Below are 13,799 nucleotides of genomic sequence, written 5' to 3' on the forward strand. Positions count from 1 at the left end.
TTTTTGCGCTTCATGCATATTTAAACAGCAAATATTCGTATTACAAGATAATAGTACGGTTTCCGTAAACAAAAACACGTTGAGCTAATACCCAATATAATGCGTGGCTAAGGACATTTTTTTCAACATCCCTACCTGCGCGCATCATATCATCGGCTGTGAAGGTGTGGTCTACATTAATAACGTTTTGCGTAATGATAGGGCCTTCATCAAGATTATCATTAACAAAATGAGCCGTCGCACCAATGATCTTAACGCCCCGTTCATATGCCTGATGATATGGACGGGCACCAATGAATGCAGGCAAGAATGAGTGGTGAATATTAATGATTTGGTTCGGATAATGCTGTACAAACGCTGGGGTTAATACACGCATGTATTTTGCTAAGACCACATAATCAGGCTGATATTGGTCAATTTGCGCAATCATTTTTTCATCATGCTGTTCACGCGTTAGACCTTCATGGCTAATATGGTGGAAAGGAATACCGAATTGTTCGACAAGGCCTTTCAATGTGTCATGGTTACCGATAACCGCCGCAATTTCTACATCTAAACCATCGTATGCACTCTTCATCAATAAGTCACCTAGACAGTGAGCTTCCTTGGTGACCATAACGACAATACGGCGACGGCCTGATGAATTTAATTCACGTTTTGAACCCGCCGGTAGGGCGTCATCGAGATCAGCGAGTAGGGTTTCATCATTAAAAATCCCCTCAAGCTCTGTACGCATAAAGAAGCGACCAGTGCGGTGATCAACAAATTCATTATTCTGTACGATATTGAGCTGGTGTTTGTAACAAATATTGGTAATTTTTGCGATCAAGCCTTTTGCATCAGGACAAATGGTGCGAAGGACTTTTTTTTGTACATTCTTTTGTTGCATGGAAGTGTCTGATCCTTAACTTACAAAGCTTACATACTCATCATACTTCAAGTGACTGTAAATAGCGCAAACAGGGTTTGCATCTATCCGATAAATAGATGTTTTCGCGCATCGTTTTAGCAGTAGCTTGAAGGGCTTAGAGCGCACATAAGCAAACGATACATTATGCATTTCCGTTACGATGGGTAAAACATGACCACTAATGATTGTTACAGCATTTTTTGAATTTTTTGCCGGAACCACATGGACATAGATCATTTCGACCTGTTTTAGGTGTAATACCATCTATGTAATACCAACGTTTTTCTATACGCAGAAAACGGGAACGTTCATGAATAAGCTGTTTATGATCAGCTTTTTCATCAATAAAGCAAGTTGAAAATTCCACATAACCTTCATCACTATTTTTAGCATAAGAAGAACTAATGACACGAAGAGAAAGCCATTGTGTCTGTAAGAAGCTTTGTTCTATTTCTTCACGCCAGTTATTGGCATGACAATCAGGATGCCAAGTTGCGATAAGGTAATCGGCATTTTTTGTCACATAAGCACTATAGCGAGAGCGCATCAATTGCTCGGGTGTTTCAGGGATTGCCTGATTATCGAGATAAGGTTGGCAGCATTGGCTAAAAGGGAGTGAATTGCCACAAAAACAACAGTTGTTTAGGGATTGTTCCATCTTCTACTCTATAAAAATAAGTATAAGGTATAAAAATAACTATACTTTAAAAATGACAGTACAATGATTTTGTCATATGAATAATAGTATTGGTAGTAAATAACCGATGAAAGCTAGAAGTAGGTTAAATATGAAAAATAAAAAGATACTCATCGTTGAAGATGAAAAAGTTTTTCGTTCAATGTTAGAAGGGTACTTACATGCTCAGGGGATGCAAGTCTTTGTCGCGGATAATGGTCAGAGTGCATTAATACGTCTCACCGAAGAAAACCTTAACCCTGATGTGATTTTGTGTGACTTGAATATGCCTGTCATGAGTGGTGAAGATTTTATGGCAGAGTTGGTCACACGAAATATTCACATCCCTGTTATTGTCATCTCTGCAACAACAGATTTCACGCAGCTTGACCGTATGCTACGGTTAGGTGCAAAAGATGCTTTATTGAAACCAATAAAAAATTTAGAGGAGTTGAAAGTTACTATTCAGAGTAACCTGTATCCTGAGCAATACAACGATCAAGTTGTTAATAGGTTACAACCCACACTGATAAACTATGATAACCAAGATATCACGCCAGTGTTAAAGCAATTGCAGCCACCTATAAATCAAGTGATTAATGGCTATCGCGTTAATTACCGTCAATTAAATGAAATTAACCGGTTCGGGCTACTTCTTGATCTCGCACCAATATCAGATACTCAAATTGGTTTTTATTGCCTTGATATAGAACGCTCTCCACAGGAGGGAATTATGGCAGCGTTCTTGATCCGTGTTGTATTTAACGATTTATTAAAAAATGCGGTAAGTTTTCCAGATAAAAAACTACCTAATATCGATAAAATTATTAATCAAATAAATTATTTATTAGAGGATTCCGGATTTAGTGGGCAATTTCCGATATTACTGGGGTACTTCAATACGCGTAATAAAGCGATTATTCTGGCTAGTGGAGGGTTAGAAGCGGAAGTTGCAACAGAGAATGCTCAATATAGCTTATCTAGGAGTGTTCCATTGGGAACTTTAAAACATCAACCCTCCAATCATCTCGATGTACGAGGGACATTTTGGCAATGTCGAATTTGGAATAACCACCAAAATATTAAATTAATGTTTAATCCTGAATCTTAAGTTTTGTTTAAATTTACTCCAGTAAGTGTCATATTGGCTCTAATTAGGGCTTTGTACTATTTATCCAAAAATTATTCCTGTTATACTGCCTCGCACTAAAAACGCACCTTTATTACCGTTGATTATATAAAGAGTTTGGGTGCTTAGGAGAATTCTGGAGTTATGACTAAAATGACAAATAGAAAGGTACGCAAGGCAGTAATCCCTGTCGCAGGTCTTGGCACTCGTATGTTACCCGCGACTAAAGCAATTCCCAAAGAGATGTTACCACTCGTTGATAAACCTTTAATTCAGTATGTTGTTAATGAGTGTATCGCTGCTGGTATTAATGAAATTGTTTTAGTGACTCATTCATCAAAAAACTCGATTGAAAACCACTTCGATACGAGTTTCGAGCTTGAGGCAATTTTAGAAGCTCGTGTTAAGCGTCAATTACTCGATGAAGTGCAATCTATCTGCCCAAGTCACGTAACTATCATGCAAACGCGTCAAGGTATTGCTAAAGGCTTAGGTCATGCGATTTTATGTGCTAAGCCTCTTGTGGGGAATGAGCCTTTTGCGGTTATTCTGCCCGATGTTATTTTAGATCGTTATAGCACCGATTTAACCAAGTTTAATTTGAGCGAAATGCTGGCCCATTTTGAAGAAACGGGAGCAAGCCAAATTTTGGTTGAGCCCGTTCCTGAAGATGAAGTTTCTAATTATGGGATTGTAGATTGTAATGGTGCAACGTTGCTTCCTGGTGAAAGCAAACCGATTAGCCGCATGGTAGAAAAACCGAAGAAAGAAGAAGCACCATCAAATCTGTCGATTGTTGGCCGCTATGTATTATCGGAAAAAATTTGGGATGCACTAGCAAAAACAGCACCAGGGGCAGGGGATGAAATTCAATTAACCGATGCTATTGCGATTATGATGGAAAATAAGTCTCCTGTAGAGGCGTACCATCTATGTGGTAAAAGTCATGACTGTGGTAATAAGCTAGGTTATATGAAAGCATTCGTAGAATATGGTATGCAACATGATTCATTAGGGGAAGATTTTTCTGAGTGGATCCAAACCATATCGAATAAATTGAACAGTTCTAAAGCAGAAAAATAAACAGTTTCTTCTTATGATGATTTATAAAAGCTAACTCTAGATGTTAGCTTTTTTTGTTTGTGCGCCTTGTAGCTTTTCAATAGTTAAGTATCAATTAATGTAAATTATTGCTTAATTTAATTTACGTATTTAGAAGAAAAATACATCAATTTTTTTTGTATCGTATAAGTTTTATTATTCAATCGTATGCTTAAAAAGTTTGAGTAGGATTACATAACTTTACTTTTAGCGATGGCTTAAATTTAAATAATATTAATAAATGACTAGCAGATAAAAGGATGACTAAAACGAGCGAAAGAGGATTGCTTATCCTTGGAGCAGGAGGGGATTAACAATTTAATGGCTAATAGCGGCATAAGTGATAATAAAACTTAAATGTAGGATAAAAAAAACACCCTTATATAAGGGTGTTTTTGGGGAATAAGGTTATGGATCTTAGATTAGGAAATCGTCTAAAGATTTACCTTGTTCTTCAATGGCGGTTTTGATAACTGCTGGGGTACGACCCTGGCCAGTCCAAGTTTTAGTTTCGCCATTTTCATCAACGTATTTATATTTAGCTGGGCGAGCAGCACGTTTAGCACGAGTGCTTGAGCCTTTACCTGTATCTAAAATTTGAACCAGTTCGTTCAGATCAATACCTTGCTCTTCTGCCATTTGACGGAAGTTTTCTAGCTTACGGTTCTTTTCTTCTTGCTCTGCACGAACTTGATTTTCTTCTTCACGACGTTCTTCAACAACGACAGTTAATTTTTCCAGCATTTCTTCCAGTGATTCTAAAGCAATTTCTCTTGCTTGAGCACGAAGAGTACGGATGTTATTTAATGCTTTTAAAGATTCGCTCATTTTCCTGGTCTCAAATTTAATTGTTGGCCTGTGTACACTAATAATAGAATGCTATTTTATTTTCTGCAATAGCTAATTTGCACTATTAGTTTAAAAGTTATCTTTAGTAAAAGCAATTTTTTTACAAAAGAAATATTAACTTTTCACTGATATATATATACCACTATTATCAATATCCAAACTAATGAAAAACGGATTCAATTAGCTGGAAATTTTTTTGATTATAATTTGAAGGGCGCATCGAGAATACATCAGGTTATTAGTGGCATGATAATGAAGCAAATAAGAGAGACTAAACGTAAATTTTCTTTTTTTGATACAGTAAATTAGTACTATGTTTTAGGGAGCACGCTATATTTTTACCAATGATAGTTCGATATTTTACCTGTTTTAAGAGGGAAAAGAGTGATTACTATTGGTAAGCTTTAGCAAAATCAATGGCGATATCTCTATTTGATGCCTGTATTTTTAAGTGCTTCCAGATGATGACTGTTAATCTAATGACATGTTTTATGGTAAAATTATCTTGTTTATTAATTTAGAGGAACTAGGCTGATGGCTCAGCTATATTTTTACTATTCTGCGATGAATGCAGGGAAATCGACATCCTTGTTGCAATCTTCTTATAACTATAATGAGCGGGGGATGCGTACGCTGATTTTCACGGCAGAAATCGATAATCGCTTTGCGCAGGGTAAAGTTTCATCGCGTATTGGGTTGTCTGCGGATGCACTTTTATTTACGCCAACCACAAATATGGCGGAAGTCATTAAAAATGAAAATAGCACAAAAAAGGTACATTGTGTCTTAATTGATGAGTGTCAATTTTTAACAAAACAGCAAGTTGAAGAGTTATGCGATATTGTCGATAACAGTGATATACCTGTTTTATGCTATGGGCTGAGAACTGATTTTTCAGGTGAACTATTTGTCGGAAGCCAATATTTATTAGCTTGGGCTGATAAATTAGTTGAATTAAAAACCGTGTGTTATTGCGGCCGTAAGGCCAATAAAGTATTAAGGATAGGGAGTGATGGTATTCCTCTTTACGAAGGGGCACAGGTCGATATAGGCGGTAATGAGAAGTATATTTCTGTCTGCCGTAAGCATTATACAGAAGCCATCGAACAGGCTAAGTTAATGAACCAAGGCATTATTCCCAAAAAAGCGATTCACTTTAATTAATTGCGTATAACAATTAAAAGTAGATTTAAGTTAATCGTGTAATAGGGAAAGTCACTTTCCCATAAAAATTATAAGGATAATAATCATTTATTATCCTTATTAAAAAAGAGAGGCACTGAGTTTTAAATCAGTGCCTCTCTTATTAATTAGCTACCTAACTATTTTTTTGAACTTTTCTTTTCCACTTTTGCTGCTGTTGTTGTGGATGTTTGTTCAGTGAATTCGCGTCCATAATAGGAATCCAGTAATAGCTGTTTCAATTCAGAAATTAATGGATAGCGAGGGTTTGCACCGGTACATTGGTCGTCAAATGCATCCTCAGAGAGCTTATCAACGCGTGCTAAGAAGTCTGCTTCAGGCACACCTGCTTCACGTATGGATTTAGGGATACCTAAATCTGCTTTGATTTCCTCAAGCCATGCTAATAGTTTTTCAATTTTAGCATCGGTACGGTCGCTAGATTTTGTTAAACCTAAATGGTCGGCTATTTCAGCATAACGGCGTCGTGCTTGTGGACGGTCATATTGGCTAAATGCCGTTTGTTTAGTTGGGTTATCGTTAGCATTATAACGAACGACGTTACTAATTAATAAGGCATTCGCTAATCCATGTGGTATGTGGAACTCAGAGCCTAATTTATGGGCCATTGAGTGACAAACCCCTAAGAATGCGTTTGCAAATGCAATCCCAGCGATGGTTGCAGCGTTATGGACACGCTCTCTTGCAACAGGATTGGTTGCCCCTTCATGATAACTCGTCGGTAGGTACTCTTTTAATAGGCTAAGCGCTTGTAATGCTTGACCATCAGAGTATTCATTCGCTAATACAGAAACATAGGCTTCCATCGCATGAGTCACAGCATCCAGACCACCAAATGCGGTCAGTGATTTCGGCATATTCATCACAAGGTTTGCATCGACGATAGCCATATTTGGAGTCAGTGCATAGTCCGCTAATGGGTATTTTTGACCTGTTTTATCATCCGTTACCACTGCAAATGGGGTAACTTCAGAGCCTGTTCCTGAGGTCGTTGTAATCGCAACTAATTTTGCTTTCACTCCCATTTTAGGGAAACGGTGAATACGTTTACGGATATCCATAAAGCGTAGTGCTAATTCTTCAAAATGCGTTTCTGGATGTTCGTACATAACCCACATAATTTTGGCCGCGTCCATTGGGGAGCCACCACCTAATGCAATAATGACATCAGGTTTAAAGGCGTTCATTTGAGCGGCACCTTTACGGACGACCGTTAATGTAGGATCAGCTTCAACCTCAAAGAAAACGTCGGTTTCAATATGGTGTTTTTTCAGTACATTTACCACTTCTTCAACATAGCCATTGTTAAATAAATAGCCATCAGTGACGATAAATGCACGTTTTGCGCCATCCGTTGCGATCTCTTCAAGTGCAATAGGGAGACAACCGCGACGGAAATAGATTGAGTTAGGAAGTTTATGCCACAACATATTTTCAGCTCTTTTCGCCACGGTTTTAGTATTGATCAAATGTTTTGGTCCAACGTTTTCAGAGATTGAGTTACCACCCCATGAACCGCAACCAAGTGTGAGAGAAGGCGCTAATTTAAAGTTATAGAGGTCACCGATACCCCCTTGTGAAGCGGGCGTATTAATGAGGATACGCGCGGTTTTCATTTTGACGCCGAAGTAATTAACACGTTCAGCTTGGTTATCTTGGTCTGTATATAGACAAGAGGTGTGACCGATACCCCCCATTTCGACTAATTGCTCGGCTTTGTCTACAGCCTCTTCAAAGTTTTTAGCGCGATACATGGCAAGGAGTGGCGATAATTTTTCGTGGGCAAATGGCTCTGAATCTGCAATTACCTTGACTTCGCCAATAAGTATTTTCGTGGTTACAGGTACAGTAACACCGGCCATTTCAGCGATTTTATATGCAGTTTGACCAACAATTGCTGCGTTCAGACTACCATTTTTCAAGATAACATCTTGAACGGCTTTAAGCTCTTTACCTTGCAGTATATAGCCACCGTGGGTCGCGAAGCGTTCACGAACCTGATTATAAATTTCATCAACGACAACAACGGATTGCTCGGATGCACAGATGACGCCATTATCGAAGGTTTTTGACATCAAGATAGACGCCACAGCACGTTTGATATCGGCCGTTTCATCGATAACAACCGGTGTATTACCTGCGCCTACACCAATAGCAGGTTTACCGGAGCTGTATGCCGCTTTCACCATACCAGGACCACCTGTTGCTAAAATCAGGTTGATATCCTCGTGATGCATCAATGCATTAGATAATTCGACCGATGGTGCATCGATCCAACCGATAATATCTTTCGGTGCACCAGCTTCGATAGCTGCTTTAAGAACAATTTCTGCCGCTTTATTGGTTGCATTTTTAGCGCGAGGGTGCGGAGAAAAAATAATTGCATTACGCGTTTTTAAACTAATTAAAGATTTAAAAATGGCAGTTGAGGTTGGGTTAGTGGTTGGAACGATACCACAGATAATACCGATAGGTTCAGCGATAGTAATTGTTCCAAAAGTTGGGTCTTCAGAAAGCACGCCACAGGTTTTTTCGTCTTTATAGGCATTATAAATATATTCAGAGGCAAAGTGATTTTTGATCACCTTATCTTCAACAATACCCATACCTGATTCTTCTACAGCAAGTTTAGCGAGCGGGATCCGTGCGTCTGCTGCTGCAAGCGCTGCTGCGCGGAAAATGCGGTCAACTTGCTCTTGAGAGAAGTTAGCGAATTCACGCTGAGCTTTTTTGACACGAGCAACGAGGTCATTGAGTTCGGTAACATTAGTTACTGACATAGAGATTACTCCTGATAAATGTTAAACTTTTTAAGCCAATGAGCAGTGCTTCTTGAAACATTAAAACGCTAAAAACTGAGTAGATAAATTATAGTTTATATTTATTAACATATTTTATTTATCCGCTTATTGGCTTAAAAAGCTTTTAGTACAAGGTGAAAAGCGTACTTTTCTTAAATTAACTCCCTCTATCAGTTAAGAATAGATTAGCATTATTTGTGTTTATTGATGTGATCCAGATCACAAAAATTCAAAGCTGACTCCTTTCAGCAAGCCTATTTTGAGGGAATGCATGTTTTTTGTTGAAATTAGACACAATATTTTTTGATAACGAATAAAAAGAGCTAAAAAATCATATTATTTGCATGAAGTTTAAGCGAATAACTAACAGTAACCGCTAAAATAAAACTTAGCAGAATCTATTTTATTTATTTAGTGATAAACTTTAACTATCTGTGATTTTCTTAAATCTGATTATTTAAAGGTGCTGATGCGTGAGTGCAGGATTACTTGATTTATCAGGCTATATAAAATTTTTTATTGGTCTTTTTGCGTTAGTAAACCCAGTGGGAATTCTGCCTGTGTTTATTAGCATGACTAATTATCAAAGTAGCGCTGGGCGTAACAAAACAAATACGATAGCGAATACTTCTGTCGCTATCATTTTATGTACATCATTATTAATCGGCGATTCAATTCTGCAAGTATTTGGTATTTCTATCGATTCATTCCGCATTGCGGGTGGAATATTAATTGTAACGATTGCAATGTCGATGATCAGTGGGAAAATCGGTGAAGACAAACAAAATAAACAAGAGAAAACAGAAACAGCAGTGCGAGATAGTATCGGGGTAGTACCACTTGCATTACCGCTAATGGCAGGACCGGGGGCAATTAGCTCTTGTATCGTTTGGTCATCTCGGTGGCATGGTTGGCAAAACTTTATCGGTCTGGCGCTGACAAGTATTGTGTTTGCATTTTGCTGTTGGTTACTGTTCCGCTCGGCATCATTGCTTGTTCGCTACTTAGGGCAAACAGGGATTAACGTGGTGACGCGAATTATGGGACTGCTTCTGATGTCTCTGGGAATAGAGTTTATTGTTACGGGGGTTAAAGCAATATTTCCCGGTCTTCTATAATCATTTTTTGACATACTAATTCTCTTGCTCATAGATCACTATTATATGGTGATCTATAAGTGTCTATTACATTAGTAATAATATTCCGATTAAAAAAACGCCAAACAAATAAACACCATTATCGTTTTTTACCTTATAGGTATCACTAATAAAAAATGATGGTGTTATTCTACTAAATGATAGTCATAAATAGATTATCTTTTGCCTGCTAATCTGCTGTTATTTTGTGCTGATTTCAATTCCCTTTTCTTATAATAATATGTCGCATTTTTTGCTAAATAAGGCATAAAAAGTAAGGAAATGTGAGCCAAGTAAATTTTTGCGCTATTTAATTTATTCAATGTTAATGATATGTTTAAACAAGTCTCAATTGCGCGAATAGATGAATAACAGAATAATCATCTATTTATACAATAAAATCATAACGCTTTTAGTTTAACACAGGCTTGTCTAGCTTGCGGGTGATTACACAATTTTAACATTTTGTAACAAAAATGTGAGAGGCCAAAAGTGGATTATTAAAACTAATCCAAAGGGAAATACTCTAAGTTTCAGGGTATGACGCGAAACAAAATAACCAGATAGGATGCTGAAGTTTGTTGTAGCAACCAAATAACCGTTGAGGGTGATAATGAATTTTTTTACCAAGAGTTTGTATTCACTACCTATATTTTTAGTTGCATTACACACTAATGCAGATCCAGTGTCTGCGTCGATTAAGCAAGCGATTACCATTAATAACGGCACAGAGGTTTCGTCATTAGACCCCCATAAAGTCGAAGGGATCCCTGAGAGCAATATTATTCTTAATCTTCTTGAAGGGCTCGTTTATACGGATGTGGATGGTAAGGTGACACCCGGTGTTGCCGAAAGTTGGACTAATGATAATTATACTACATGGGTGTTTACTCTCAGAGATAATGCCAAGTGGAGCGATGGTACACCAGTGACTGCACAAGACTTTGTGTATAGCTGGCAGCGGTTAGCCGACCCTAAAACAGGCTCTCCTTACTCAAGTTACTTGCAAAATGCCTATATTGAGAATGCTTCTGAAATTTTAAAAGGTAAAAAGCCAATTGAGTCTCTTGGTGTGAAAGCGTTGGATGAGAAACATTTGCAAGTCACGTTGACCCATCCAGTACCTTATTTTATCGATATGCTTAATCACACGGCGATGAAGCCCGTAAACAGAAAGGCGATTGAAAAATATGGCGATAAATGGACTCAGCCCAAAAATTTTATCGGCAATGGAGCCTATGTATTAGATAAATGGGTTGTCAATGAACGGATTGTTTTGAAGCGTAATCCACAGTATTGGAATAATCAAAACAGTAAAATTGATGAAGCGACATTTTTAGCTATTTCTTCAGAAGTGAGTGATGTAAACCGTTATCGTAGCGGTGAAATTGATATCAGTAATTCCGCAATTCCGCCTGTTCTTTATAAAAAAATGCAAATAGAACGGCCGAACGAATTATATATTCGTCCTTACCTATGTACGTTCTACTACGAGATTAATAATAGCAAACCACCATTTACCGATCCGAGAGTACGAGAGGCGATAAAGCTCGGGTTAGATAGGGAAACCATTACGAATAAAATAATGGCACAAGGGCAAATTGTTGCTTATGGTTTTACACCTACTTTCATTAATAATGGCGATTTTTCCCCACCAGAGTGGGCAAATTGGAGTAATGAAAAGCGCTACCAGCGTGCAAAGGCTCTTTTGGAAGAAGCGGGTTACAATGCGCAAAATCCACTGAAATTCTCACTTCTGTATAACACATCCGATCAAAATAAACAGCAGGCTATCGTCGCAGCTTCAATGTGGAAAAAAAATATTGGGGCCGAGGTAAGTTTACAAAATCAAGAATGGAAGACATCGTTACAGAGTCGCCATGATGGTAACTATGATGTTGTGCGTGCGACTTGGTGCGCTGATTATAATGAACCATCGGCATTTTTAAATATTATGTCGTCAGATAGCAGTAATAACACCGCATTTTATAAAAACTCAGAATTCGATGCTTTGTTAGAAAAGGCATTGAGCGCGCCAGATGACGCCAGTCGTAAACAAATCTATCAGCAGGCGGAAGCACTACTCGATCAAGATTCAGCGATTATTCCCGTCTATTATCGGGTCAGTGTGCGTTTAATTAAACCTTCGGTTGGTGGATTCAAAGGAAAAGACCCTCTTGATAATATGGATATTAAACGGTTATATATAAATCAAGATAATAAATAGTAATTAAATAATTAAAAAAACAGTTTACCGAATGGGTAAACATATTAATCCACAATGTCACCATAATATATGGTATGGGAGTAACGGATAAAATGAGTAAACACATTCATAAAACCATGATTGCTTTAGGTGTTGCCGCTGGATTGATGACAGGGGGGATAGCGAGCAGCTTTGCCGCTACAGTGCCTGCTGGTGTTGAACTTGCAGAAAAACAAACGTTAGTCCGTAATAATGGCTCTGAACCTCAATCCCTAGATCCACATAAAATTGAAGGTGTTCCTGAATCGGCTTTAGCGCGTGATCTCTTTGAAGGTTTAACGGTCGTAGGTCCTAATGGTGAAATCTTACCTGGCTCAGCTGTAAGTTGGGAAAATAAAGATTTTAAAGAGTGGACGTTTAAAATTCGTGAAGGGGCTAAATGGTCAAACGGTGACCCTGTAACAGCACAAGACTTCGTTTATAGTTTCCAACGTATCGTTGACCCTGATACCGCTTCTCCTTATGCGAGCTATCTACAATATGCACACATTAAGAATGTCGATGACATTATTACCGGAAAGAAAAAACCCGAAGAGCTGGGTGTTAAAGCATTGGATGATCATACTCTTGTGCTGGAGTTAAGTGAGGCGGTTCCTTATATCCCCAAATTGATGATCCACTCATCAATGTCACCGGTTAATAAAAAAGTGGTTGAGAAATATGGCGCTAAATGGACGCAACCACAAAACTTTGTAGGCAATGGTGCTTATAAACTAAAAGATTGGACCGTTAACGAACGTATCGTTCTTGAGCGTAGTCCAACATATTGGGATAACGCTAATACCATTATCGATCAAGTGACCTACTTGCCGATTTCTTCAGAGGTGACTGACGTTAACCGCTACCGCAGCGGTGAAATTGATATGACCTATAGCAATTTACCAATTGAGCAATTTAAGAGCCTACAAAAAAGCATGCCTAATGAGTTACGCGTGAACCCATATCTGTGCATTTATTACTACGAAATTAATAACGAAAAACCGCCATTTAATGACCCTCGAGTCAGAGAGGCATTGAAGCTATCAATGGATAGGGATGTGATCACCTATAAAGTGAAGGCTCAAGGGGATATTCCGGCATATGGTTTCACACCGCCATTTACCAGTGGCATGAAAACTGAAAAACCGGATTGGTATACCAACATGACGCAAGAGCAACGCAATGAAAAAGCGAAACAGCTACTTGAAGAGGCTGGTTATAATAAATCAAATCCGTTGAAATTTAACCTGCTGTATAACACCTCCGATTTACATAAACGTATTGCCATTGCTGCATCATCAATGTGGAAGAAAAATATCGGCGCAGAAGTGAAATTGGAAAACCAAGAGTGGAAAACCTTCTTAGATAGCCGACACCAAGGTGCTTATGATGTCGCACGTGCAGGATGGTGTGCTGACTATAATGAACCGTCTTCCTTCCTCAATATGTTACTGTCTAATAGTAGTAATAATACGGTTCACTATAAGAACAAAGAATTTGATGCGGTGATGAAGCAGACTTTGCAAGTGAAAACAGATGAAGAACGTTCTGATTTGTACAATAAAGCAGAAAAAATCCTAGATAAAGACTCCGCTGTTGTGCCTCTTTATTACTATGTTAATACTCGTTTAGTTAAGCCGTATGTAGGTGGGTATACAGGAAAAGACCCGCTAGACAACCTGCATACAAAAGACCTTTATATTATCAAGCACTAACAATAATAATCCGGCTCTTCGGAGCCGGATAACA

The 13,799-nt window shown here is 38.2% G+C and carries 10 protein-coding genes; 6 read left to right on the forward strand and 4 right to left on the reverse strand.

The window, feature by feature from the left end:
* Positions 1-40: 40 nt before the first annotated feature.
* Positions 41-889 (reverse strand): formyltetrahydrofolate deformylase, encoded by an 849-nt coding sequence (gene purU / locus PR699_RS04970; protein WP_004920291.1) that lies wholly within the window; start codon positions 887-889, stop codon positions 41-43.
* A gap of 199 nt (positions 890-1,088) precedes the next feature.
* The gene (locus tag PR699_RS04975; protein ID WP_014656068.1) at positions 1,089-1,568 is read right to left on the reverse strand and encodes a YchJ family protein; all 480 of its coding nucleotides are present in this window, start codon (positions 1,566-1,568) and stop codon (positions 1,089-1,091) included.
* Between the two features lie 130 nt (positions 1,569-1,698).
* On the opposite strand from PR699_RS04975, the gene rssB reads away from it, so the two are divergent.
* Together rssB and galU are read left to right on the forward strand one after the other, a co-directional pair.
* Positions 1,699-2,697, forward strand: coding sequence for a two-component system response regulator RssB (rssB, locus tag PR699_RS04980; RefSeq protein ID WP_014656067.1), 999 nt, complete (start codon positions 1,699-1,701; stop codon positions 2,695-2,697).
* Positions 2,698-2,859: 162 nt separating this feature from the next.
* Entirely contained in the window at positions 2,860-3,798 is a 939-nt protein-coding gene (gene galU / locus PR699_RS04985; protein ID WP_004920281.1) for a UTP--glucose-1-phosphate uridylyltransferase GalU, read from the forward strand.
* Between the two features lie 435 nt (positions 3,799-4,233).
* On the opposite strand, the gene PR699_RS04990 is transcribed toward galU, so the two are convergent.
* Positions 4,234-4,644 carry an H-NS family nucleoid-associated regulatory protein gene (locus PR699_RS04990; protein WP_004920278.1) on the reverse strand — a complete coding sequence of 137 codons (411 nt, stop codon included), beginning with the start codon at positions 4,642-4,644 and terminating at the stop codon, positions 4,234-4,236.
* Positions 4,645-5,199: 555 nt separating this feature from the next.
* Here PR699_RS04990 and PR699_RS04995 point away from each other — a divergent pair.
* Entirely contained in the window at positions 5,200-5,829 is a 630-nt protein-coding gene (locus tag PR699_RS04995; protein WP_004920273.1) for a thymidine kinase, read from the forward strand.
* A gap of 158 nt (positions 5,830-5,987) precedes the next feature.
* Here the strand turns inward: PR699_RS04995 and adhE are convergent, their stop codons facing one another.
* Positions 5,988-8,648, reverse strand: a complete 2,661-nt coding sequence (gene adhE / locus PR699_RS05000) for a bifunctional acetaldehyde-CoA/alcohol dehydrogenase (protein WP_014656066.1) — start codon at positions 8,646-8,648, stop codon at positions 5,988-5,990.
* 494 nt (positions 8,649-9,142) lie between these two features.
* Between adhE and PR699_RS05005 the strand changes: the two genes are divergently transcribed.
* From PR699_RS05005 to oppA, 3 genes are all read left to right on the forward strand, one after another.
* Positions 9,143-9,787, forward strand: coding sequence for a YchE family NAAT transporter (locus PR699_RS05005; protein WP_014656065.1), 645 nt, complete (start codon positions 9,143-9,145; stop codon positions 9,785-9,787).
* 631 nt (positions 9,788-10,418) lie between these two features.
* The gene (locus PR699_RS05010) at positions 10,419-12,032 is read left to right on the forward strand and encodes an ABC transporter substrate-binding protein (RefSeq protein WP_014656064.1); all 1,614 of its coding nucleotides are present in this window, start codon (positions 10,419-10,421) and stop codon (positions 12,030-12,032) included.
* 92 nt (positions 12,033-12,124) lie between these two features.
* Positions 12,125-13,765, forward strand: a complete 1,641-nt coding sequence (oppA, locus tag PR699_RS05015; RefSeq protein WP_014656063.1) for an oligopeptide ABC transporter substrate-binding protein OppA — start codon at positions 12,125-12,127, stop codon at positions 13,763-13,765.
* Positions 13,766-13,799 lie beyond the last annotated feature (34 nt).

The organism is Providencia sp. PROV268 (assembly GCF_028477805.1).
GTDB lineage: Bacteria > Pseudomonadota > Gammaproteobacteria > Enterobacterales > Enterobacteriaceae > Providencia > Providencia stuartii.